The 25,708-nt window shown below is 62.8% G+C and carries 9 protein-coding genes; 1 reads left to right on the top strand and 8 read right to left on the bottom strand.

The window, feature by feature from the left end:
* Nucleotides 1–4: 4 nt before the first annotated feature.
* Nucleotides 5–4,810 (bottom strand): non-ribosomal peptide synthetase, encoded by a 4,806-nt coding sequence (locus tag LQG66_RS29425; protein ID WP_231319338.1) that lies wholly within the window; start codon nt 4,808–4,810, stop codon nt 5–7.
* A gap of 224 nt (nt 4,811–5,034) precedes the next feature.
* Here LQG66_RS29425 and LQG66_RS29420 point away from each other — a divergent pair, with 224 nt between their 5' ends.
* Nucleotides 5,035–5,661 carry a YczE/YyaS/YitT family protein gene (locus LQG66_RS29420; RefSeq protein ID WP_231319337.1) on the top strand — a complete coding sequence of 209 codons (627 nt, stop codon included), beginning with the start codon at nt 5,035–5,037 and terminating at the stop codon, nt 5,659–5,661.
* Between the two features lie 154 nt (nt 5,662–5,815).
* On the opposite strand, the gene LQG66_RS29415 is transcribed toward LQG66_RS29420, so the two are convergent.
* From LQG66_RS29415 to LQG66_RS29385, 7 genes are all read right to left on the bottom strand, one after another.
* Nucleotides 5,816–7,204, bottom strand: a complete 1,389-nt coding sequence (locus LQG66_RS29415; RefSeq protein WP_231327994.1) for a pyridoxal phosphate-dependent decarboxylase family protein — start codon at nt 7,202–7,204, stop codon at nt 5,816–5,818.
* A 294-nt stretch (nt 7,205–7,498) separates the two neighbouring features.
* On the bottom strand, nt 7,499–8,344 hold the full coding sequence (fghA, locus tag LQG66_RS29410) for an S-formylglutathione hydrolase (protein ID WP_231327993.1): 846 nt from the start codon (nt 8,342–8,344) through the stop codon (nt 7,499–7,501).
* 68 nt (nt 8,345–8,412) lie between these two features.
* Nucleotides 8,413–9,870 (bottom strand): condensation domain-containing protein, encoded by a 1,458-nt coding sequence (locus tag LQG66_RS29405; RefSeq protein WP_231327992.1) that lies wholly within the window; start codon nt 9,868–9,870, stop codon nt 8,413–8,415.
* Nucleotides 9,863–15,397 carry a type I polyketide synthase gene (locus LQG66_RS29400; RefSeq protein WP_231319336.1) on the bottom strand — a complete coding sequence of 1,845 codons (5,535 nt, stop codon included), beginning with the start codon at nt 15,395–15,397 and terminating at the stop codon, nt 9,863–9,865. Before LQG66_RS29400 ends, LQG66_RS29405 begins: the two co-directional genes overlap by 8 nt.
* The gene (locus tag LQG66_RS29395) at nt 15,394–18,507 is read right to left on the bottom strand and encodes an amino acid adenylation domain-containing protein (protein WP_231319335.1); all 3,114 of its coding nucleotides are present in this window, start codon (nt 18,505–18,507) and stop codon (nt 15,394–15,396) included. The genes LQG66_RS29400 and LQG66_RS29395 overlap by 4 nt, the downstream gene beginning before the upstream one ends.
* Entirely contained in the window at nt 18,504–19,559 is a 1,056-nt protein-coding gene (locus tag LQG66_RS29390) for a TauD/TfdA family dioxygenase (RefSeq protein ID WP_231319334.1), read from the bottom strand. The genes LQG66_RS29395 and LQG66_RS29390 overlap by 4 nt, the downstream gene beginning before the upstream one ends.
* Nucleotides 19,552–25,704: a non-ribosomal peptide synthetase gene (locus tag LQG66_RS29385; RefSeq protein WP_256460589.1), complete on the bottom strand. Its 6,153-nt coding sequence runs from the start codon at nt 25,702–25,704 to the stop codon at nt 19,552–19,554. The genes LQG66_RS29390 and LQG66_RS29385 overlap by 8 nt, the downstream gene beginning before the upstream one ends.
* Nucleotides 25,705–25,708 lie beyond the last annotated feature (4 nt).

Below are 25,708 nucleotides of genomic sequence, written 5' to 3'. Positions count from 1 at the left end.
GGCATCATCCGGTCAACAGAGACGACACACGCACCTCGTCGATCATGAGCGCAAGCGCCTCCAGGCTCGGCGCTTCCAAGAACGCGCGCAGCGACACGTCGACCGCAAAGATCGTTCGCACGCGCCGCATCATTTGCATCGCCAGCAGGGAATGACCGCCGAGCTCGAAGAAATGATCATGCGCGCCGACCAGCGGCACCTGGAGCAGCTCAGCCCAGATTCCGGCGAGAGTTCGCTCGGTATCGTTGCGCGGAGCGATGAAATCGGAGCTAGAGGGCCCGAGGTCGGGCAGAGGCAGCGCCAGCCTGTCGATCTTCCCGGTCGGGGTCAGCGGCAATCGCTCAAGCGCCATGAACCCAGTTGGGATCATGTAGTCCGGCAGGCGCGCGCAAAGATGCTCGCGCAAGAGCCTCGCAGCTAGCGGCCGCGAACTCACAACATGCGCGATGAGATGCGTGTCCTCATGCCCTTCGGCACGGTAGGGCACGACGGCGACCTGTTCGACGGCCGGATGGCTCCTCAAGGCGGCCTCGATTTCGCGCAATTCGACGCGCGCACCGCGAATCTTGACCTGATCGTCCAGCCGGCCAACGAACTCGAGTTCTCCATCATCGCGCCAACGCGCGCGATCTCCCGACCGATAGAGTCGCTCTCCCTGCCCGAACGGACTCGGTACGAATCGATCGGCCGTCAGTGCCGGCCGTCGCCAATAGCCGCGCGCAACGCCCGCACCGCAGACGAAAACCTCGCCGACTTCGCCGGGTGGGACCGGTCGCAGGTTCTCGTCCAGCAAATGAACCTGGGTATTCATGATCGGGCTGCCGATTGCGACAGGCCCATCGTGCTGGACACGCCAAGCTGTGGCGTCGGCTGCGATCTCGGATGATCCGTATATGTTGGCGATCCCGCAGTCCGGCATCGATCGGCGAAGCTGCCGGACAAGCTCGGCATCCAGCGGCTCTCCGCTGAGACTCCATGCACGCAGGTGGCGGAGATGCCGCGCGACATCCGGAAGAGCGAGCATGGCGCGCGCCATTGTCGGCACAGTCGACAGCCGCGTCACGCGATTGTCGGCGATCGCCCGGACGAATCGCTCGGGATCGCGCGCCTCGGCATCGGGAATCAGGACCAGCGGCACGCCGCTGCAGAGTGGTCCAAACAGCTCGAAAACGGAATCGACAAATGCCACCGAGCTGTGCAAGCAGCAGACGTCATCGTCCTCAAATCGGCAGATTCCGGCTTGGGCCGCAATGCGATTGACCATTCCGCGATGCGTTCCGATGACCCCTTTTGAATTGCCAGTCGAGCCCGACGTATAGACCAGATAGGCTGCGTTGAGCGGATGCGCCTCGCGGACGGACGGTGGCGAGGCCACCACCGCCGGTACCAGTCGGTCGACCTGCATGACCACCGCGCCGCAGTCCGCCAGACGAGCGGCCGTGCCTCCGCTGGTCATCACAATCGAAGCGTTGGCGTCCTGCACCAGCCATGCGATTCGTTGAAGCGGGTGGCTGGGGTCAATCGCCAGATAGCCGGCACCGGCTTTCAAGATGGCGATGATCGCGATGACCGCCTCGAATGAGCGCTCCATGCATGTGGCAATAATCGATTCGGGCCCGCCGCCCCTGGCACGCAACTCATCCGCCAGCCGATCCGATCGCTGGTCGGCCTCCGCATAGGACATCGTTGCGCCGGCGCACATCAGCGCCGTGCGATCTCCATGCAACCGCAAACGGTCGCGCCAGAGATCGTGAAGACACTTTTCCTCTTCAAATGGCCGTGCGGTTGAATTCTTGCGTGCAATGATCTCTTGCCAGTCGGCGCTGCTCGGCCGCTCGCCGATCAATCCCGCCCCGGCATCCGGCCGATGAGTTTGAGTGCCGCGATCGTGGCTGGCAATGAAGACTACACTTGCGCCCTGGGCAGCCAGCGTAGAGGGGTCATGCAACATCGCCGCGGCGTCGGGCGTCCCGTTCGGCCGAAGCCGGATGCCGGAGCAATCGATATAGAGTGCCGGCAACTCGCCCGATGAGACACGCCCACGCATGAAGCCACGAATGGCCGCGTGATTGATCGTGTTCCGCTTCCCACCGACGATAAAGGCCAACAATGCAGCCGTGCCATTGGCCTGCAAGAACGGCAGCACCAGGCAGTCCGTCACTCCGGGGGCATCGCGCAGCACGTCCTCGGAGGCAGCGGGGTCGAAACTCCGCAGCCTCGTTTCGAGCAAGCGGTCCCGCCGACATATGAGCTGGAGCGAGCCGTCGCGCAAACGGCGCGCGATGTCACCAGTCAGAATCCAGCCCACCGACGCCTCAGGACCAGCGCCGACAGCGGCTTCATCATGTCGCGGCGGCTGCACGACGCGCACGGCGACTTCTCCAAAGACCTGGTTGTCTTGACCGAACTTGTCGAGCAGGTGGACTTGGACGCCATCAACAGCCCGTCCGACCGGCATCGAGACACCGTGCAGAGCCTCGGCACGGGAAAGGCTCTGTTGCGCAATGACCGGCATCTCGATGCAGCCATAGCCGTTCACCAGCACCGCATCCTTCGGGAGCAACCGCCGGAACAGCTCGATGTGCCGCATGCGCACGACTTCTCCGCCAAGTAGCAGGGTCTTCAGTCTCGCCCACTCACTCGCCCGCGTGCCATGCGCAAAACGATGGAACAGCGTCGGCGAGCAATGCACGATCGTCGCAGCGCTTGCCCTCAGGAATGGCCCCACGACACAGGCCGGCTCGACGACCGCGTCGACGAGGCAAAGAGTTGCCCCGGTTTGCAATGCGGCGAACGTCCCGAGCAACGCAGGCCAGGAGTTGAGCGAATAGAGCACGGCAACGCGATCGCTTCCCGTTGCCCGCATCGCCTCGGCGCAGCGCCGTCCGAACCACGACATCGCCGTGGCGTCGTGCGCGATCAGGTTCGCCGATCGCTCGCCGACCTTGCGGTGAAAGAGCACCCGGCCAGGTCGCAACGGCCTGGAGGTGACAGCATGTTCGTTGCCACGGACTGCGTCCCACGCCAGATGGCGTGCACCGGCTGCCTCGAGACGGTTCAACAGCCCGGCTTCGATGCGGCCCAAAACGACGTCTGGTCGAAATTCGACCAGCACCGCATCGAGATTCGCCTCAATCTCGGCGGGGTCGAACAACAGGCAGTCGCCCCCGGCCCGTAACGCCGCCAACATGGCCACGATCGACAACGCTGGATCGTCAATCGCAACGGCGATCCGGAACGCGGTCCCATGTCCCCCAAGGATCCCGCGTTCAAAACGGCAAATCGAAGCGTCCAGGTCCGCATAAGACAACGAATGGGCAGGCGTGACGATCGCCGATCTTCCGGGATCGTCCGACGCGATGGTGCTGATACGCTCGAATATGCAGAGCGAAGCGTCTGCTTCCCCACCTGATGGAGACACATCTTCATCCACCAGTCGGACCGAAGCCGGCTCCTGATCCGGGTTCGCAACGACAGATCGCAAGAACCGCAAGAAACGGTCGCGAAAGGCAACAATGGTTTCGCGTTCGAACAGGTCGGCGCTGTAGACCAGCCACATCGTCGTCAGCCGCGGGAACTCACGCACTTCAAGGCCGATATCGACCATCGCATAGGCCTCTTCTGCCTCGCTGATAGGTCGGAGGGAGACCCCGGGCAGCTCTCCACCTGTCCGATCGTCGATCGCCAGAACATTGAGCATCGCCTGAAAGATCGGCGCTCGGCCGACATCCGCCGGCAGACTGATCTCCTCAAACACCCGCTCGAACGGCACGCTTTGATGGTCTTGCGCCGCGACCGTCACATCGCGCACGTGCTTCAGAAAGGCGCGGAACGTGCGCGCCGCCGACAGATCGAGCCGCATTACGAGAGTGTTGAGAAAACAACCTATCAGCGGGGCCACCTCTTTGCGAGGACGGCCTCCAGCGGGCGACCCGATGCAGACATCAGTGCGCCCAGCGTGGCGCCCCAAGACGAACGCGAATGCCGCCAGATACACGACGTAACGACTGCAGCCTTCCGCTCTTGCAAGCAAGTCGATCTCGGCAGGGAGCGCGTCGGGCACCGAAATCGCCACCTTAGCGCCGCGTCCGCTGCGAACCAGCGGTCTTGAATGGTCACACGGCAGATCGAGAAAGGCATAACCGGACAACCGGGTCCGCCAATAGTCCAACTGCGTGGCGATGGCTTCGCCCTCGACCAGCTTGCGTTCCCAGCGGGCATAGTCGGTGTATTGCACTTCGAGAGGGGGCAGCCTCGGCGACCGCCCAAGCACCGCCGCTTCATAGAGCACGGCGACCTCGTGCACAAAGATCTGCACCGAGCGACCATCGATGATGGCGTGGTGGAAGATGAACGCGATGATGTATTCCTGCTGCGTCAACCTCACCAGCATAGCGCGGTACAACCGCTCTCTCTCCAGGTCGAACGGCCGTCTGACCTCCTTGTCGATCAAGGCCCTCGCCTCGACCTGGCGCACGCCGGGACGCAGCTCCGACAAATCGACGACCGCCAGTTGCGGGTCACAGGGCGAATGAACGACCTGATAGGGCACGTCTTCGATGGTCACAAAGTTGGTGCGCAGGATGGAATGCCGCTCCTGCACCCGCGCGATCGCCTGCTCGAGCAATTCGATCTGCAGGTGACCGTTGGCATGGACAACGTAGCGCACATTGCAGTTGTTGTTGTTGGGGTCGAGCTGATGCAGAAACCACAGCCGCTGCTGGGCGAATGACAGGGGGGCGAGCTCGCTTGCGAGCAGCCGCCGTTGCTTCGGCGGCAATTCACGGATGCGATCTGCAAAATCGTCCATCTCGCAACAACCGAAGTAAGTTTTCGTTGAAATTTGCTCCTGGAGATTGTACTCTTCGCGCGCGTGGCATGTCCAGCTGGACGAAGCCAACCCTTCAAGTCCGACAGCGACTACGTCTGATTCCTTGCGAAAGGCAGATCGAGCAAATCACCCCTGTAGCGCCGCGCTAGAGGCCGAACAGCGTCGACAGGAAAATTACAACCTTAAATTGCTAGTGACAGAAAATGACTCTCAGGCTGTTCATCTATCTTGCTGGGTGCATCACATTTTCGGTCGGCGCCTATTGTTACATCTACTCCCATCTCGGGACAGATCCGCTCGATGTCCTGGCGCTCGGTCTTCGCACGCATTTACCGGTGACTGTCGGCATGGTGCAGACAGCCGTTGCCGTCGTTTGTCTGGCTGGCACAGCGGTTCTAACGTCCCGGAGGCCTCTGCTCTCTCCCCTGCTCACGTTCTTCTTGTGCGGCAACCTCATCGACCTGCTGCTCCACGTCGAGCTCGGCCCTTTCCTTGCCATCAACCCGCTGTCCTTCATGGTGTTGGGAACGATGTTGTGTGCCTACGGTTCGGCCCTGATCATTATGAGCGGCTTTGGAATCCGTGCCATCGACCTCTTGGCGATTGCCATCGTCAAACGATGGAGCGCACCCTTTTGGCTAGCGAAAGGCAGTCTGGAGGCGCTGTTGCTCGGGTCCGGATACCTCTTGGGTGGACCGGTTGGAATCGGAACGCTGTCGTTCATGGTGCTGGTCAATGGTCTGATTCAGCCCATGATGTGGGGCAATGGCCGACTGTTCAATCTGCCGAACTTCGGTTTGCCACCGGAACAGGTCACGTCCTCGACATGACCGTCGGTCCCCGCGCATAGGACTGTGAGCGCGACGACATCATCGAGCGACGCTCCCCGGCATCTCGGCGTTTCAAGCGGGTCCCTGCGACAATTGGTTTCACCCCTTTTCAACGCCATCCAGTCTCAAGCTCGAGAGAGCTTGGGACCTCTATTCACGACGACGCAATCGCCTCGACAGGCAAGGGACCCTCGCTCGAAACCAATTCACCGATCGCGCGGACGAATTCGTCGATGTCCTCACGTGTCGTGCGGTGGTTGACGATCGCTGCGCGAATGACTGGCTGTGCATCGAGATATGTCACCGAAGGTGCAGCTCTCCCGCTCAGGTGAAGACGCTCGACCAGGGTACGATTGGCACGGCCAGAGCGCTCGCCCTTGATACCGAAGCAGACGATGTTCAGCACCACAGGCGCCCGCAACTCGAAGCTTCCGTCTTCAGCGAGCCGCTCCGCCAGGTAGGTCGCCGCGAGGCAGTTCTTTTCGGCGCACTTGCCGATCCGGTCCGCACCGTAGGTCTGAAATGCAAACCAGACCTTGAGCGCGCGGAAGCCGCGCGAAAGATCCGGTCCCAGATCGCAGGGCCACACGTCGCCTCCTGCCAATCCGACCTTCGCCCGCGACAGGTAAGCAGCCTCGCTCGCGAACGTATCGAGATGCAACGAAGCGTCGCGCACGCTGACGAACCCTGCATCGTAGGGCACGTGCATCCACTTGTGGAAGTCGAGCGCCGCCGAGTCCGCCCGCTCCAGGCCTTTCATCAAGGGCCGCAACGCCGGCGAGAGCATCGCCGCCGCGCCGATCGCGCCGTCGACATGAAACCAGAGGCCTTTGGCGCTCGCGATCTCTGCAATCTCGTCCAGCGGATCGATCGCGCCCGAATTGACGGTTCCGGCAGTTCCGACCACCAGAAACGGCACGTGGCCCGCCGCACGGTCCTCCTCTATCCTGTCGACCAGAATGTCCGTCCGCAGAGTGCGGCGGCTGGAATCGACCGGGATCACGCGAAGGTTGTCGGAGCCAAGTCCGGCGATCTCGATGGCCCGAACGATGCAGTGATGCGTCTCGCTCGACGCATAGGCGACAAGACGTTGTTTCAGCCCCTGCAACCCGGTCGTCCGCACCTCCGAGCCCAGCGCGCTGCTGCGGGCCACCAGGACACCGATCAGATTCGCCATCGATGATCCGGTGACGAACAAGCCTGACGATTGACGCGGAAAGCCGAGTATCTCCGCAACCCAGAGCGCGGCCTGGCGCTCGACATCGATCCCGATGTGGTTGCGGCCACCGCAATTGGGGTTCAAGCCGGCCGCAAGCATGTCGGCTATCATGCCGACGGGCGTTCCCGCTCCATGAACCCAACCCATGAACAGCGGATGTCCGTTCCCCGTCACATATGGGCGGACATAGGCCTCGAACTCCTTCAGCACGTCTCCGAACGGCCTCGGACCGCGCGGCAGTGCATGTCGAAATCGTTCCCGAACATGCTCTGGCGTCTCCCTCCACACCGGGCGATCCCGCAGCGTCTGCAGGTAGTCGATCATGGAGTCGAGCGCGGCGTGACTTGCGCTTCGGAACTCATCCCAATTCTCCGGGTCGAGATCGATCGCGCTCATGGTCTGTCCTCCAACCGAACGATCGATGCCTGGAGACTGGCCCGACTCATCGGCAATGCCCGTCGCAGACCTGCTGGCCATCGCATCACCCTCGCCGCACGATTCAATTTCCATGGAAGGACTTCCGCTCCACTCTCATTGTCGCGGGCCGATCGCGTCCACTCATGGTCCGAGATCAGCGACTGATATTGCTGCATCAGGCCGGCGCCGATCCCGCAGTCCTCACTCAGCGACATGAGCAAGTTCCCGTGCGTGATGACGAAGGTGGTCCTCTACGAAGGTCGAGATGAAATAGAACCCATGGTCGTAGCCATCCTGCATGCGCAGGCTCAGTGGCTGACGGACCTCCTTGCACGCCGCCTCGAAGAGGTCAGGACGCAGGTGTCCGGCCAATGCCTTATCGGCAGTTCCTTGATCAATGAGAATCGTGCCGGGATAGGGCCGCTGCCTCACGAGCTCGCAAGCGTCATACTCAGCCCACCGCGACCGGTCCGGACCGAGATATCCCAAGAACGCCTTTTGTCCGGACGAGACCTGGCTGGGAGCGACGACCGGGGCGAATGCCGAAACCGAACGATACTGTTGGGGGTTACGTAACGCGCAAACCAACGCGCCATTCCCTCCGACCGAATGACCGAAGATCCCCTGCCTTCGCTGATCCGCCGCGAAATGCGCGCAAATGAGCTGGGGGAGCTCCTGCGTCACGTAAGTATACATTCGATAGTGACGCGACCACGGCTCCTGAGTCGCGTCCACGAAGAAGCTCGCGCTTGCCCCAAACTCCCAATCGGCGTCCTCACCGGGAATGCCTGCCCCGCGCGGACTTGTGTCCGGGATGACAAGCATCAACCCGAGTTCGGCGGCCACCCTCTGCGCCCCCGACTTGATCATGAAATTCTGATGATTGCAGAGCAGCGCGGAGAGAAAGGTGAGGAATGGCACCCGCCGTTTCGCCGCCTGCGGTGGTCGATATACTGAGAAAGTCATCTTCAGGCCAACCGCCTCGGAAAGATGCGAGTAGAATCCGACCGTACCCCCGAAACAGCCGTGTTCTGAGATCGTGTGCACTGCGCCCTTCCCGCTATTCCCTTCCACGACGCGCCTCCCACCCCACACTCCATGCGCCACGACCTGGCCTATCCGGCACGGGGACCGACCCCGGCCGAAAAGCCCGTCGCCCGTTCCGGACCCGCCACCGGCGCGCCGTTCGTGTGCCCCGACAACTCGCCAAGTCTGAGGTCCGGCCGATCCACCACCTGGGCAAGAAAGCCAACGAGCTCGGTCTGCAGGCTGACAATCGTCGAGCGTTCGTACAGATCGGCTCGATACGTCAGGAAGATGCCTATTCCGTCGTTCGCTTCGGCCTGCACCTTGATGTTCAAGTCCATTCCTCCGCCCGGCGGCTCTCCAAGTCCGATAGGAACCAATTCAAGTTCGTCGAACACCATGGATCGCGGCTTGTGACTGAGCATATTCATCATCACCTGGAAGAACGGCGTCCCGCTTGCGTCACGTGGCGGCTTCAGCTCTTCGACGATGCGTTCGAACGGGACGGTCTGGTTCGCGTACGCACCGGTCGTCACCTCTCGCGCCTGCTGCAGAAGGTCGTCGAAGGTCATCTCGCGGGATAACTTGAAGCGCATGACCAGCGTATTGAGAAAGCAGCCGATCAGCGGCTCGAACTCACGACGCACTCTTCCGGCGACCGGAGAGCCGATACAGATATCGGAGCTACCCGCAATGCGGCCGAGCACTGCCGCAAATGCGGCCAGCAGCAGCATGTAACGCGTGCATCCTCTGGCCGCAGCAGCCATCGATATCCTGCCCGCCAGCGCCGTGTCGAGCCGGCAGAATAGGCTTTCGCTGGAGCCGTTCGCCAGCGGCGAACGCGGATGGTCCGGCGGCAGCCCCGAGACCAGCGGACAGTTCGACAGCCGATCCCGCCAATACGATAGTTCGTTGATCAGAAGAGGCCCTTCGACGGCCTGCCTCTGCCATGCAACGTAGTCCGCATACTGAATGGGCAGCGCCGGCAGATTCGGCGGACGCCCGGCAACTCGCGCCTGGTACAGCTCCGTGATCTCGTCCGTAAACAAGGTCATCGAGCGACCATCGATGACGAGGTGATGGAACACGAAAATGATCGTGTGCTCCCGCGCGGCTGATCGAAGAACCACGGTGCGGAACAGCGGCCCACGCTCCAAATCGAGCGGCTTGCGGAACTCGGCTTCGATACGCAAAGCCGTTTCCTCGACCCGCTCCTCGGAAGCGAGATCCGAGATGTCGACGACAACAAAGTCACTCTGCGTTTCGCCGCGGATGACCTGATAGAGGGTGTTGTCGATCAGGTGGAAGGTGGTACGTAACACCGCGTGGCGACGACGAACTTCCGCCGCCGCATGGCGAAGCGCATCGAGATCAAGAACACCCAGCGCACGGACGATGTAGCGCACATTGTACATCGCCTTGGTGGGGTCAAGCTGGTGCAACAGCCAGATGCGTTGCTGAGCGAACGAAAGGAGCGGAAGCTCCGCGACGAGGCGCCGGCGCCATTCGTCGGACAATCGTTGGATGTCCCGCCCCACGTCACGCATTGTCAAGCAACTCTCCGAGTATGTCCTCGATGGCTCTGGTCTTCGTCGGAATGATCGGCATCATCGACGGATCCATCTCGTGCGACGCGCTTCCGCCGCTGCTCTTGTCAGATACGATCCTCGCGAGGGCAGCAATGGTCGGGTTTTCGAACACCGCCGCGAGGGTGATGGAAATCCTGAACAAGTCCTGCATGCGTGCATGAAGCTGGATTCCGAGCAACGAGTCGCCCCCGAGCGCGAAGAAATCGTCGTCGCGGCCTATCTGCGGATGGCCAAGCAGGTCTCGCCAGATGTCCGATATCTGGGTCTCAACGTCGCCGGCAGGCTTCGGTGCGCTTGCATCACCACCCAGTATCGTCGATGGGCGCGGAAGCTCGGCCTTGGCGACCCGCTCCACGATCGACTGCTCCTGATCGCGCCATTTCGCGATCACGGCATCCAGATCCAAGGCGGATACGACGATTTGAGGCGTTGTGCATGCCAATGCACGAACGAACGCCTCTGCGCCTTCGTCCGAACGAATTGCGCCGGCAAGCACGTCGACCACGTCGCTGTTTGCCGACTGCGTTCGAGTGGACTCACCGCCCTCCCTCGAATCGGCCACCCGGAACTGGCAGTTCTCGAATTCGGCGAGCACCGTTCCATCCGGCGCCATGACCGATCCGTCGACTGCAAATATCCGCGACGCCGCGTCCTGAGGCCGCGCGCGCAGATGACAGAAGATGCGCCCCGGAAACCTCGCCAGAAGCCGAAGCCGCGCATAGCCAAACGGGAGCATCGGGACATCGCTCCTGTTCAGGAGCTTGGCCGCTCCCAGCGCAACATCGAGCAGTGATGGGTGAAGCCAGAATGCGTCGAGCTCGGCGGCATACGTCTCTGGCAGCATCACTTCGGCGACGACTTCTCCATTGCCGACATAGACCCGAGACGGCAAGTCCCAATGACGCCCGAACGTGAGAGTACTCCGGCGCGGCGCCGCCGGCGCCTGATCAAAGGGCGTGAGCCGTGCCAACAGCGCATTGATGTCGGTGATGATGGGAGCGATCTCGCCGACAGGACGCACGTTGGCCGACACATGCTCGACAAGACTGTCGCCGCCACCGACCTGGGTGACGACGCTGATCTTCCCGGCGGTGCGATTTGACTCTGTGAGGACGTGAACCTCGGGCGCAGCACCGTCGGCGACCGAGAGCGGGACCTTGAAGCTGACGTCGCGGAATTCGAGAGCCTCGTTGCTGGAAATTGCGGCCCACGCGGCCCTCAGCAGTTCGAGATGCCCGGTACCCGGCATCGTGGGCCGGCCGTTGAGACGATGCTCCGAAAGCACCCAGAGCTCGCCGGGGCGCAGGCGGGCCCTCACCGCCCGTTCGTCGGCACCGGAGATCAAGATTCGGTCGAGCATGGGGTGGCTCAAGGCCGCTCCTTCGTTGCTCGACTTCTGGCGGAGCCAGAACGGACAAGGAAGGAAGCCATGGCGCCTGATAGCCGCGACCGCCATGCCGACCTCCGCCCATGCTCCCCAATTTATCGAAATCGTCCGCCGTTTGCCGCGCGTCGTCGCGCACGACTGCGCAAACGCGTCGAGAAACGCGTTGGCTGCGCAATAGTCGACCTGGCCTAGACCACCTCGAACAGAGGTGAGCGACGAGCAGAGCGCCAGGAAGTCGACATCGACCTTGTGCAGGGCCTGGTGCAAGGCCAGGGTGCCCTGAACCTTCGGAGCGCAGACCGCGTGCGCCGCGCCCAGCTCCTTCAGCTGTATCATCCCTCCCCCGGCCGAACCGGCGGCGTGGATCACTCCGTTCAGCGCGCCAAACTCCGCAACGATCTCCTGGACCGTTCGATCGACGGCCGCAACGTCGGTAACATCGAGCTGGATCACCCGCACCGAACCGCCTGCCGCCTCGAGGCGCCGAATGCTGGCGATGCGCGTGGCAAACGGACCGTCGTGGCCGGACTCTCGCGAGAGTTCGTCCCACTTCTCGCGAGGAGGAAAAGGCGAGCGGGACGTCAATATCAGGCGCGCTTCACACTGGGTGGCCAGTCGCTCGGCCAGCACAAGACCGATCCCGCCAAGTCCGCCGGTGATGAGATAGACACCTCGTCTGATCAGCGGCGGCTCGGAACGCTCGAGCTTCACCTTCTCGAATGTCTGCATCCAGCGATCGATGCCGCGCAGAGCCACGACGTCACGAAGGTCCCGTATCCGTCCGCCTTCCGTCCCAAACGGATCTGCAAGCTCCGCGAGCAGGCGATCCAGCGCCGCCGGCTCCGTCCAATCCGAAGGGACGAGGTCAAGGTGGCGTGAGGCAATGTTCGGAAATTCCTGCCGTATGACCTTGGCCGGTCCCAGACCGAGAGCGCGTTCGGGATAAAGCGCCTCGGAATTGGTGATCCGATGGCTTCCTTCGGACACGATCACGAGCGAATGCCGAATTTCCGATTGTCGTCGTCCCAGCGCCTGGGCCAGCAAGATCATCGCATCGAAACACAGGGTCGTGTCCGTACAGAGCTTGGAGGGCGGACCGCATCCCCACAACGAGATGATCTGCGCGGGCATCAGCCCATTGAGGTGCATGCGCTGCAACAAGGCATCGTAGTCGGCCGCGACGCCCGGACGAACGACGAACGACGTATGGTCTGCGAGGTCCGGCTCGACACCAGCGTGCACCACAGCCACGCGGTGCCCGAGCGTCCGCAGCCGCTCGGCAATGCGCGTCCCGAGCCCACCGAGGTCGGCGAGGATCAACCAATCCTGTCCTTGCCGCGCCTCACTCAGCGTGGACGCCCCAATGGACAAGCGCCAGGACGGAACATAGAACCATTCGGATACGTCGTCGGACCTCTGTGCGCCGACCTCCTTGGCTGCAGCCGCGGTCGGCTTGGCCTCAGGCCTTGCGCCCGACGAAACAGCTCCGTCGCCGATCCAATAACGCTTGCGTTCGTAGTTGTGGCCCGGGAGCGAAACCCGACGACGGTGCCGGCCTTGATGATGGTTCGACCACTCGATAGGCGCACCCGCCGTCCAGAGTTTGCCCAGCAACTCTGCATAGTGTTCCTCACTGTCGAGACCGCCGGCGTCCGAAGCGAAGCAGCGCACCGAGGCGGGCATGATCGTGCGGGCAAAGCCGGTCAAGGCGCTCCCCGGCCCCACTTCGAGCAGGACCGATGGCTCCTCGCTTGCGATCGTCTCCAAAGCCGTCAGGCAATCGACCGGCATCACCAGCTGATTTGCCCAATATTGCGGATCCTGCGCCTCCTCCGCCGAGAGCCAGGTCCCGGATGCGCTCGATGCGATGGGAAGGGTTGGCGGATTCAGTTCGATGGTCGAAATCGCTCGCGCCAGATCGGCTGCCGCCGGCCGCATTGCCGGTGAATGGAACGCATGAGAAACCCGCAGCCGCCGCGCGGCAATTCCGCCTGCGGACAGTCGCTCGGCCAACGCGACGATGTCGGGTTCCGGTCCGGCCATGACGCTGCGCCGGCGGCCGTTGATCGCGGCAATCACGATCGCATCGGTCTCGAACTTTCGCAGGTCCTTCGCGTCGAGCGGAATCGCGATCATGGCTCCTGGCGGCTGCGCCTGCATCAGACGCCCCCGCAAGGCCACCAGGCGTAGAGCATCGTCCAATGCGAACACGCCTCCAATGCAGGCGGCGACATACTCGCCGAGACTGTGGCCGAAGGCCATCTCCGGCTTGACGCCCCATTCCATCCATTGGCGGGCGAGCGCATATTCGACGGCAAACAGCGCCGGCTGCGTGATGGCGGTCTGCTCAAGATCCTGTTCTCGCCCGCTCTCGGCCATGATCAGCCGGCGCAAGTCGAGTCCTTCCGCAATCAGCACCTCGGCACAATGATCAAACCAGTGTCGAAAGAACTTGGAATTGGCATGGAGCCCGCGGAACATCCCACGACGCTGCAAGCCTTGGCCGGAGAACAGGAAGGCCACCGGTCCTGGACGCACCGCAGCCGGTGTAGCCTGGCCGATCGATTGCCGGAACCGGTCCGCCGCCTCGGTGAGATTGCGTGCTGTGACGGCAAGCCGGAACGGCAGGGCGCGACGGCCCTGCTGAAGCGTGAAAGCGACGTCCTGAAGCGTCGTATCGTCGTCGGCGCCCAGCAGCCGATCCGACAGAGCCTGAGCAGCTTTCGCCAGCGCTGCCGGGCTCGACGCCGAGAGGGGCAATATCTCACACCGAGATTCCACGTCTGACGGCGGCAGTGCGGGGGCTTCCTGCAACACGATGTGCACATTCGTGCCGCCGATTCCGAATGAGCTGACGGATGCCCTGCGCGGCGTCTGGCCGCCCTGCCAGGGCGTCACCCCGGTTGCAACACGAAACGGCCCTGCTGCAAAATCGATGCGCGGATTCGGGCTTCTGAAATTGATGCTTGGCGGAATGCAGCCGCGGCTCAACGCCAGAACTGTCTTTATGAGGCCGGCCACGCCGGCCGCCGCCAGCAGATGACCAAAGTTCGATTTCACTGAGCCGATCAAACAGCTTCCCGGAGCCCCGCGATAGAGCGCGTTGAGACTGGATACCTCAATCGGATCGCCCAAGATGGTGCCGGTGCCATGAGCCTCGACGAGTCCGATGCTCGACGACTCGACTCCGGCGAGCGCCAATGCGTCCGCGATGACGGCTTCCTGGCCTGGCCCGCCAGGCGCGGTGTATCCCATCTTGTCGGCGCCATCATTGTTCACGGCCGAGCTCAGAATGACAGCCAGGATCCGATCGCCATCAGCAATCGCGTCCTCAAGGCGGCGCAGGACAACAGCGCCGGCGCCGTTTCCGATCACCGTTCCGCCGGCCTCCGCGTCGAACGGTCGGCAGTGACCATCAGGCGACAAGATCCCGCCTTCGACATGAACGTAGCCAGCCGGATGCGGGACGGTGATGGAAGCGCCGCCAGCAAGCGCCATGTCGCATTCACGCGACAACAGGCTACGGCAAGCGAGGTGCACGGTCGTCAGCGACGTCGAACACGCCGTCTGCAGGTACATGCTCGGTCCGCGAAGATCGAGCTTGAAGCTGACTCTCGTCGCGAGATGGCTCTCGGCATTGCCGAAGAACGCCTGCATCGTTCCGGACGGCCCGCGAATGGGATTGAGATCATGAACGTGAAACGCGTAGTGGGACATGCTCGATCCCACGAACACGCCCGTCACAGGACGCTGCTCCGGGTCCCCGTAACCCGCGTCCTCGAGCGCCGAATGGCTCACCTCAAGCATGATGCGCTGTTGCGGATCCATGAACTCGGCATCGCGCGGATTGATGCTGAAGAATTCGGCATCGAAACAGTCGGGATCGTCCAGCAGCGCAGCCGCGCGGACGTAGCGAGGGTGCCGTAGTTCGTCCGGCCGGGCACCATGTGCGATCAGCTCCTCGTCACTAAAGAACCGAACGCCCTCGCGTCCCGCACACAACATCTGCCAGAACGCCTCGATGTCGGGCGCGCCGGGGAAACGCGCGCTCATGCCGACGATGGCGACACCGTGCTGAATGGCCGGACCGTCCGTCATGTGGCTGTCCCCTTGCTCTTTTCCGCACGCTCTTCCAACTGCGTCAACGCAACGCGCCGCTGTTCGGCCAGGTTGCGAGCCTTCGCAAAGGCACGTGTGCGATCCTGACCGGCCTGCTTGTCGGCCATCCTTGCCATCGCCGCCACCGTGGGATGCCGAAAGAGTTCTGGCAGCGGAAAATCGAGCCCCAGCCTGTCGCGAAGAAGAAGGCTCAGCTCCGCCAGCGCGAGCGAATGACCGCCGAGCTCAAAGAAGCTGTCTTCGCGACCGACTGACGTCGTACCGAGCACTTCGCACCACAACGCGCCGATTTCCCGCTCCTTCCGCGTCGCGAGGGCGCCGCCGCGCGTGTTCGTCTCAGCAGGAAGCCTCGCGACGTCCAGTTTCCCGGACGCGGTCATGGGCAGGTCAGCGATCGCCGTGATACTCGATGGCAGCAGGTAGGAAGGCAATGTGTCCGCAAGTTCGCGGCGAATAGCTGCCGCGTCGAACGGGTGGTCAGGCGCAAGCACGACATAGGCGGCCAGACGCGGCCCGGACGGCGGTTCACCTCGCACGACGACGGCAGCCCGAGCAATGCCGCGCGTCCCATGCAACGCAGCTTCCAGTTCGTCCGGCTCGACGCGAAGACCACGAATCTTCACCTGTCGGTCGGAGCGGCCAAGAAACTCGATGCGCCCATCAAGGCATCGACGTGCCATGTCTCCGGTCGCATACATCCGGCTGCCGGCGCGTTCCGAAAACGGATCCGGCAGGTATGCCCTTGCTGTCGCCGCTCTCGCGCCGACATAGCCCCGCGCGACCGTCAATCCGCCGATGTGAATTTGACCTGGCATCCAGGCCGGCACGGGCCGAAGTTTCTCGTCCAGAATATGCACGTCTGCATTCGGCAACGCACGACCAAGCATCGGGCGCGCCAGATGGTCGGCTTCGGCAGGATCGATTTCGCCCGTAACGACTCCGACCGTGGTCTCCGTAGGGCCGTAGTGATTGACCAGGCGGAGCCGCGGTGCAATTGCAGCGATCTGCCGCACCAGTGACCAGGCCGGCTGCTCGCCGCCAAGAATGAGCATTTCCTTCGGAAGTATGTCGGCGGTCTCGCGGCCGGCGAACAAGGCTTGCAGGTGAGTCGGGACGATCTTCAGGCACTGCAGGCCATGGTCGCGCACGAAAGCACCGAACGCATCGGCATTGAGCAGTCGTGCCTCAGGCATGATGTGAAGAGAGCCGCCGGTGATGAAAGCGCCGGCCAGCATGGTGAGGCCGATGTCGGCAAACCACGGTGACACGATGCCGAACTTCCAGCTGTCACCGAACTTCAGCTGATGAACCAGAGCGGTCGCGTAGGCGTGCAGCTGGCGATGCTCGACCACCACAACCTTTGGAACTCCCGTCGATCCCGACGTTGAAAGCAGATAAGCGCAAGACTCGGGATTCGATCGCGGCAACGAACCTGTCACCATGTCGGGGGACGGCTCCACTCGGTTCAGGCGAAGCACGGCAACGTCGACGCCCTGAACAAGATCCGCATATTCGGAGCTGACCACCAAAGCCGCAACCGGCAATTGTCTGAGTATGGTTTGGAGCCGTGCGGGCGGAAGCATCGGATCGAGAGGCAAATAGCAGGCGCCACAACGCCACGCCGCCACCATCGCCAACACGGCTGCCGAGCTACGCCCCATGAGAAGAGCTATCGGTCGCTCGGGACCGGCGCCCAACGCGCTCAATCGGTTTGCCAATCGCCCGCCGTGGGCCCACAACTGGCCAAACGTCAGCAAACCCGCTTCGTCGACAACTGCAATACGATCGGGTGTGCTTGTCGCCCAATGCTCGAGAGACTCGAGCAAAGTGCCGGGCCGCGAGATGACCTTTGCCGGCTCGTTGCGAACGGAAAAGCTCAGATCCTGCAGACTTGCCGACGGCTGTTCGACGACGGCCGCGACGGCCTCCATCACGAGGCGCTTGAGCTCCTCGCCCGCCCCGGCTTCGATCGAACCCGCCTCAATCAGAAGCGTCGCGTCCAGCGTGACCCGGTCGGACGCCGTTCTGTGCTCGAAGCACAGGTCCGCAGCGAATGGACCTGCGTGAATCCTTCGCGCCAGCGGCCGCAACGTCAGTCCGGATCCTGTGAAGACGGCCTTCCCTGACCGCCACGCGAAGCCGAACCGGCCAAGCGAACCGTCGTTTCGCGGATCAAAATGCTCGACGCGGTCGCGTCCCAGCTCAAGGTCCCGTTGTACCGCCCGGACAATTTCCTCGACCGACAAACGACCGTCATAGGCCCACCCCAGCGGCGCACGGCGCGCGAGCGGTCCGAGACAATCCTCCAGCCCATCGTAACGGCGTCCATCGAACTCGACGGCAATCGCAAGTCCTGCCTGCGCGATCCGCGCAAGCACGATCCACCAAGCGGTGAGCCAGCATGCCTCCTCGCTAACATCGCGCTTTCCAGCATGCAGGCTTACTCGTTCGTGGAGCGACTTTGGCACAGCCCAATGCAGCGCAATGAAGTTTCGATGCGTACTCGGCCTCTCGAACGGGAGCAGCGGTGTCGGGAATGCGCGGGCTTGCCACCACACCGACTCCGCGGCTGCGCGTTCACACGTGAAATCGCAGAGCCACTCCGCGACCTCGGCAAATTCGATCGGAACGGCACCAGCCGCTGACGGAGAGACCAGAAGCTCGGTCACAAGATCAAGCGTGCGGGCATCTGCGCAGAGCGCTGGTAATCTGACCACCACACGTCCATTACCAAGCACAATTGCAAGAGGCGAAGATGACTCTTGGTCGATTGCCGACTCCCACATCGTGGCGAGGGGATCACGATCGCTCGCATCGCCGATCGTGACATCCGGCGACAGAACCGGAGCGATTGACTGGACCGGCAGGGAGTGGCCCGGCAACGCCTGAAAGCGGGTTCGCAGGATTTCGGCCCGCGCGGCCAATCTGCTCGCGGCGCTCCTCAGATCCTCGATGGAGGGAGATGTGCCCTCGATCTCCAGCACGATGACCGCGCGTGGCACGTTGTCGGGCGCCGCGCCGGCAAACGCTTCCGAAAGATAGCGTTGCTGCGGAGCAAGTCGAGCCAGCTTGTTTGTCATGCCGGTCATCTATCGAAGTCTTCCAATCTGACGCCGTCCACAAACGCAGTCATCCCGGCCAGCACACGCCGCTTTCCGCCGTAGCTGTTGCGCGCGTGAGCGAACATCATGTTGTCCAACAGCAACATGTCACCCGGCTGCCAGAAGAAACTCATGGCACTGGCCGCATATGCCGCCTTGACGGCCTCCAACATGTCGGCCGGTATTGCGGTCCCATCACCAAACTGCGCATCGCGCGGCAATCGGTCTGCCCCGACGGCACTTGAGAGAACCCGGGCAGTTCCATGACCAAGCGCGAGATGATGAAAAAGATGAGCCTGATTGAACCAGACCTCCTCGCGCGTTCGCGGATGTCGTCGCACGGCCGGATGACATTCCGCGATCCTCAGTGTGTCGCGATCGAGCCAATCGCAGCGGATATTCTGCTCGTTGCAGAACGCCTCGACAGCGACCGGGTCGTCGAGCTGGAACACCTCTTGCCATGGAAGATCGATGCCCGGCGCGAGCGTCCGCAGATACAGCACACCGTGGCGCTCGAAGGCCTCCCGCACCTCCTGCGGAATGGCTGCGAGCACCTTCCGACTGTCATAGATCGGGGTTTCGCCCCCGGTCTCGGCAGGCTGCACACACATGAGTCCAAGGAACAGCGGCCACCGCGCCGTATACGACATTTCATTATGGGGCGGGATGACACGGTCTGCGGGGTATTCCGTCGCGGTGTAGATGTTGCCGCCCACAGAGAGCCTCGGCGTCGAGCGATTGACATACGCCTCGGGACCACGGCCGTCGCCGAGGGTGCTCAAGCCAGCGCTCAAGGCCTCCGCAGATGGATCTGAAAAGCCGCGAAGCAGAACGGCGCCTGACCTCGTGACCAGTTCCCGGAGCAGCGGTCCATTCTCGCCGAGCCATCGCGTGAGCACCAATCCGTCGAAGCGTGGGCACAGCATCAGGAGTGGAACGCTGTCGACCTCATCGTGATACTCGACCAGCCCCGATGGGTCCGTTGGCAGCGCCCTGGGGAGCGCCCGCCTCGACAGTGGAAATTGCTTGCGCTCATTCATTGTCGGCGACCTCTTGCAGCGAACTACCCTGCGTGCGCAGCATCCGGTTCAAGCGGGTCTGATGGACACGGCGACGCGTCTGCCCGCCGCCGATCCGTTCAAGCAGACTCTGCAGCGCGGTGGCCGGCTCGGCCGATGCCGCCTCGCAGAGTCGCGCGAACAGCTCGGCAAGCTCAGCGCCCAAACCTCGGCCGACGATCTCTGCATTCGTTCTCAGTGCTCCGCGCAACTTACCGTCCGCCCGATGCAAGTGCAGATGCAGGGCGTAGCGGCTGAGCCCGAGCGAATGGTCGGGCATCGAGACCTCAAGTTCGTCCAATGAGATCCGGCCCGGCGGCGTGTTCTGCAGAACGAACACCGCGACGTATGGCGATTCGTCGCCCGCGCCGGCGGCCCGCGCGGCGGCAGCGATCTCCTCAAAAGGCAAGTCCTGCCGCATCAATGCACCGGCAATGAAGCCCTGCGAACGTTTGACCACTTCGTCCAGCGATGGCGCAGAGCTCAGATCGATGCGAATGAGAATGAGATTGATGAAACAGCCGACCAGATTTTCGAGCTCTGAGTGCGTGCGCCCGGATACCGAACTGGCGATGACGATGTCATCACGTCCGCCATGTACGCGGAGAGCGGCGGCGAAGACCGCGAGCAGCACCGTATAAAGCGTGGCGCCGGCTCGCGTCGCACACCCCTCCAGACGCCGGCAAGTCGGCTCGTCGAGCTCGACCGGAAATACCCGATGCTGCTCCCGAGTCGGACCTGCCAGGATCGACAGTTTCTGGGAACCAAGTCCGGTAAGGCGGGCACCCCACCAGCGGCGGGCCTCGGCAATTCGTTCGCCGCGCATCTGCTGGCGTTCCCAGCCGGCAAAATCGGCGTATCGCAACGACAGCGCAGCAGGCGGCGGCGCCTTGCCCCGATGGAAGGCATAGGCACGGGAAATGTCCGCGCTGATGACACCGAGCGACCAGGCATCGCAGGCGATATGATGGATTGAGAACTGGAAGATGCTGCGCTCGGGCGCGATCTGCAGCAAGCGAAAGCGGGCAGGAGCTTCCCGGCTCAGATCGAAGGGCAGCGAGGCGAACTCGCGGAAAAGCGCTGCAAGGGCTTCGCCCGACGCGGCGACCTGGAAGATATGAAGCGGCCGTTCGGGCGGCTCGTGGATGATCTGGACGAGCTCGCCGGCAACTTCGTCAAGGGTGGTCCGCAGGGGCTCATGACGCGTGACGAGATCCGAGACTGCGGCAGCGAGCGCAACGATGTCCACCGCTCCGCGGAGCTCGAGCGAGCCGGCAATGACATAGCGCGGGTCACCAGGCTGGAAACGATCGAGCAGCCAGAAACGGCGCTGGGCCATGCTGGCCGGCGCACTTGTCGTAGCCGGAAGTCGCGGGATCGCGCTCGCGGCTGCAGCACCCTCGTTCAACAGAGCTTCCGCTATCGCGCCCGGCGTGCGCAACTCGAACAGCCGCGGCAACGCAATCGTCCGGCCTGTCAGGACGCCCAGGCGCCCGATGAGCTGCGTCCCCGAGATCGAGTCTCCGCCGGCCGCGAAGAAATCGTCGTCCGCCTGCAGCGTGTCGATTCCGATCAGCCCCGCCGCGGCTGTGGCGACGATCTCCGTCAGCTCTCCGATCCGCCTCGCCTCTCCAGTCTTCGGCTCTGGCCGAACGGCGAGTGCGGCGAGCGCGGACCGATCGACCTTTCCGTTCGCAGTGAGAGGAAGTGTCTCGATGACATGGATGTCGCGGGGCACCATGTAGTATGGCAGCGCGCTCGTCAGATACCGTTGAATTCGATCCGAGTCCGGAGATTGGCGATCCGGCTTTCCGACGCAGTAGGCCGAAATGCCCCGTCGATCGGCGAGAGCAACGGCCGCCAGGATATCCGGGTGATTGGCCAATGCCGTCTCGATCTCTCCAAGTTCTATCCGGTGCCCGCGGACCTTCACTTGTCCGTCTTCCCGACCGAGAAATTCGAGCTTTCCGTCCGGCCGGAAGCGCGCCAGGTCTCCCGTCTTGAACAGGCGCTCGCCCGTTTCCGGATGAACGATAAAGGCAGCTTCGGTCAGGTCCGGCCGCGCCCAATAGCCAGTCGCAACACCGACGCCTCCGATATAGAGCGTGCCCGCAACCCAGTCGGGACACGGCTGCAGCCATTCATTGAGAACATGGGTCGTCTGGTTCGCAAGCGGCGCGCCATACGGATAGCTTGACCATTCGGCTTCAGCCTTGTCGAGCGGATGCCAAGTCGACCAGATCGCGGCCTCGGTCGCGCCACCAAGACCGATGCAGGATGCCTCCGGAGCAAGCCGCCGCACTCGCTGCGGCAACGCAAGAGGAATCCAGTCGCCGCTCAGCAGAACTGCGCGAAGTGACCCGAGGCTTCGCGGTTGCCCGGCCGATTCCGCCTGGTCCACCAGCATTTCCATCAGTGCGGGAGTAGAATTCCACACTGTCACACCATGGCGGGCGATCGCCGTCATCCACGCCAGCGGATTTCGCCACTCGTCGGGCTCGATACAAACCATCGTTCCGCCCACCGCGAGCGGACCAAACAAATCATAGATCGACAGGTCGAATGTTGCCGCCGAAACGGCCAGGACGCGATCGTCACGAGTCAGTGTCAGACGCCGGTTGATGTCGAAAATGGTGTTGACTGCTGCACGATGAGTGATCGTGACTCCCTTTGGAGTACCGGTTGATCCGGACGTAAACATCACATAGGCAGTCGAGTCCGGCGCGCGACTGCTGATCGGTGCGGGATCTGCTATCGTTTCCGATCGTATCGGCATCCGAGCGATGTCGGCCGGCAAATCGATGTCGGCCTCACTATCGACCAGTGCCGTCCGACAGCCTGCGATGGCCAGCACGATCCGTTGCCGCTCCAAGGGCCAAGCCGGATCGATGCGGGTAAACGCCTTGCCTGCACGCAGCACCGCCATCGACGCGATCGCCAGCGGATGGGCGTGCTTTGCGAAAATGGCGACTGGTTCGGCGGCGCCGGCCGTCTCGGCGACCCGAAGAGCAAGCGCCAAGGACGCACGTTCGAGCTCTCGATAGGTCATGACCGAATGCCGGCTGATGAGTGCCGGCGCATCCGGAGCACATTCGACGCTTCGCAGAAACAACTGATCCAGCGTGTCTTCCGCGATCGGCGATCGCGTCTCGTTCACTCGCGCACGTGTCGCGAGGCTCGCTGGTGGAATAAGGGCCGGCAGGATGCGACCCATCGCAGCCACGTCCTCGGACAGTCGCTGCAGCAGGCCGTTGAATGCAGCGAACATATCCTCGGCGACGCCCGGCTGCAGCCGTTCATCCAGACAATCCCACCAGCAATGTAGATCGCCGCCCCACTCACCGACTTGACAATCGAGATAGACCTGAGGCGTTTGCCCGTATCCCTGAACCAGGTGACCAATCGGTGTCGTCCCTCCTGGATCGAGGGACTGTTGCCCAAGTGTACTTGTGAAGACGACCGGCATGACCAGCTGACCGGCAGCCGTGCGACTCGACAGACGGCGCATGACCTCGACACCATCGACGATTCGATGCTCGAGATCGTTCAACAGCTGGGTATGCATCCGGCCTGCCAGCTCGGCCAGCGATTGGACTTGCCTCAAGTCGACCTCAAGAAGCGTGAGCGAGGTGAAATCGCCGACCATACGAGCTACGTCAGGATGCAGGGGCGCCCGGTTGAACAACGTAATGTTCAAAGCGAAATGGCGCGTTCTGGACCAGTCCGCGACGACCGAGGCATAGATCGCCATCAGGAGCGCCGAGGGGGTGATCCTGGCTTCCTGACACCTGGCCTGCAGCCGGAGCCAGGCATCCGCATGAAGCGTCGCATTTCGACGCTTGAAGCACGGAGCGGCATCCGACCGGCCCGGTACAACGGGTAGCTCCGGCGCCGCCGGCAACTGATCGATCCGCCTGTTCCAGTAGTCCGAGGCGCGTGCGCCAGCCGGACCATCGCGGAGCCGGCCTATTCCAAGCACGTAGTCGCGGAAATCGACCGCCAAAGGCGGCAGATCAACGGTCGGTTCGGCAATCAGCATCGCCAATTCGTTCGCGATCAGCCGGATACTGCCGGCATCGCAGACGATCGGATCGTATGCCACATTGAGACGCCGCTCACCGTCGGCGAACTCTGATATGCATAGCGAGAACAGCGGCCAGCGGGTCGGATCCGCGACCTGACCGCGCATCTCGTTCCGCAACTCCTGCTGGGCCTGCTCCAGCGCCGTCCCCGACAGGTGCGAAAAATCGCGATGCCCGAGCGGCATCCACGGAACGGTCGGGCGAATCCGCTGCTGTCCGTCGCTCGTCAGTTCCGCCCGTAGCATCGGGTGCCGTTCCACCAAGCGATTCCAGGCTGTTTCAAGCTCGTAGGGCTCGACCCGACCGATCGCCACTTCCAGGAGCGTGAATGAATTGATCCCGCCAAGCTCGAAGCCGCGTGCGCGCCCAACCCAGTAGGCTCTTTGAACCTCGGTCAGAGGAAATGGCCGCTCCCGGTTAGAGGCATCAGGAACAAGCGGCGACACCGCCTCTGTCAATTCGGTCGGGTCCTCGAGCCGCGCCGCGAGGCGAGCAACGGAGCCATCCTCAAAGATCCATTTCAGAGGTATCTCGAACCCCAGACGCCGCGATAGCGAAGCTGCGAGCTCGAGCGCAAGAATTGAGTTACCCCCGCTATCGAGAAAGCCGTCATCGCGCCCAACCGGCCGCCTGAAGATGTCTCGCCACGCCTCCGCGATCTGCAATTCGAGGGGTCCTATCGGCGCCACGAAGACTGGCGCGGCGGGCGCAATCCAGCGCCCCTGGGCCGCTGAGGGCATTCCCTGCAGAACCTCGCCGAGTGTGGAGCTCGCAGCGCGGCACAGCCGGACCAGCGCGGTCTCGAATGCGTGAACAATCTCAGGGAGATCGCTGTCATCGAACCTGGCACGGCTGTAGACCAATCGAAAGGCGAGCGCCTCGCCCGCAAAGACAGACAGCACCAGCGGATATGTGCCCTGACCTCCTTCGACGCGGACGTCGGAGAGATCGAGCGTCAGTCCAGCCACAGTCAATCGTACCGACTCGACTGGCAGATTCTGTACAACCACGACGCTCTCGAACAACGTGCGACTGACGGGAACAGCAGCGGCTTCTCGAATCGCCACCGAATCCGCGTGCTCGTACTGGGCCGCATCAAGCGCGCCACGTGCCGCATTGGATAACCACGCTCCAACGTCGGCGCGCACATCGACAATAAACCGCTGAGGAAGCGTCACCATCAACGGCCCGACAACCTGATCAGCGCCATCGAACCCGGCGGATCGGCCGGATGAGGTCACGCCGATCACGATGTCCGAGCGCCCGCTCAGATGCGCGAGCGTCAGCGCCCAGGCCGCCTGCATCAGGAGTGCCGGAGTTATCCGGAGACGCTGAGCACAATGGCGAACAGCGTCAGCAAGATCCGGAGTGCCCCGCCAATCCTTGACGCCGTAGCCATCGGCAGGCCCGGTCGGTCGCTTCGCGGCACCGATCGGAACCGGATCATTGAACCCTGCGAGCCTTTGTTGCCAGAATGATGAGTCGGACCCAGCGTCGCGCCGCCGCCACCAGCGAATGAACCGGCTGAACGGTACGGCCGTCGGCAATTCGGGCTCGGTGCCGGCGCACTCCGCTCCGTAGCACGCCATGACCTCGTCAAGGATATGACGCAACGCCCAGCCATCCATCACCGCGTGATGGTGAGTAAGCACCAGTTCGGCGGCACCTGGTGCTTGCAGCAGGACAGCGACCCGGATGAGCGGCGGACGGTCCAGATCAAACCGGCGTCGCCCGTCGATGGCGATATACGCGTCGAGCGACCGGCCGTCAGTGAGAACTTCGAACGGAAGATCGACATCTGCGCGTGCGAACTGGAAAATCTCTGCTTTGCCATCCCCACTAAAACCTGTGCGCAAAATCGAGTGGCGTCGCAACACCCGTCGCCAGGCGCGCTCGAATTCGGCCAGACGCAACTCGCCGGCCAGGCGACAGGCAAAGCAGACGATATGTGCCGACTGGTCCCGTCTCGCGTCGACGCCAAGCAGCATTCCCCGCTGCGTAGGGCTCAAGCTGAAGACGCCTGTGATGCTGTCTAGGCTGCTCACACGC

The sequence above is a fragment of the Bradyrhizobium ontarionense genome, assembly GCF_021088345.1.
Classification (GTDB): domain Bacteria; phylum Pseudomonadota; class Alphaproteobacteria; order Rhizobiales; family Xanthobacteraceae; genus Bradyrhizobium; species Bradyrhizobium ontarionense.
The sequence above is the reverse complement of the archived record's forward strand: the minus strand, read 5'-3'. Positions and strand labels throughout refer to the sequence as shown.

Excerpts from the sequence above, each read along its gene's own strand:
- LQG66_RS29390 (WP_231319334.1), bottom strand. The coding sequence starts at position 19,559 with ATGAATGAGCGCAAGCAATTTCCACTGTCGAGGCGGGCGCTCCCCAGG.
- LQG66_RS29425 (WP_231319338.1), bottom strand. The coding sequence starts at position 4,810 with ATGGACGATTTTGCAGATCGCATCCGTGAATTGCCGCCGAAGCAACGG.
- LQG66_RS29405 (WP_231327992.1), bottom strand. The coding sequence starts at position 9,870 with ATGCGTGACGTGGGGCGGGACATCCAACGATTGTCCGACGAATGGCGC.
- LQG66_RS29395 (WP_231319335.1), bottom strand. The coding sequence starts at position 18,507 with ATGACCGGCATGACAAACAAGCTGGCTCGACTTGCTCCGCAGCAACGC.
- LQG66_RS29420 (WP_231319337.1), top strand. The coding sequence starts at position 5,035 with ATGACTCTCAGGCTGTTCATCTATCTTGCTGGGTGCATCACATTTTCG.
- LQG66_RS29415 (WP_231327994.1), bottom strand. The coding sequence starts at position 7,204 with ATGATCGACTACCTGCAGACGCTGCGGGATCGCCCGGTGTGGAGGGAG.
- LQG66_RS29400 (WP_231319336.1), bottom strand. The coding sequence starts at position 15,397 with ATGACGGACGGTCCGGCCATTCAGCACGGTGTCGCCATCGTCGGCATG.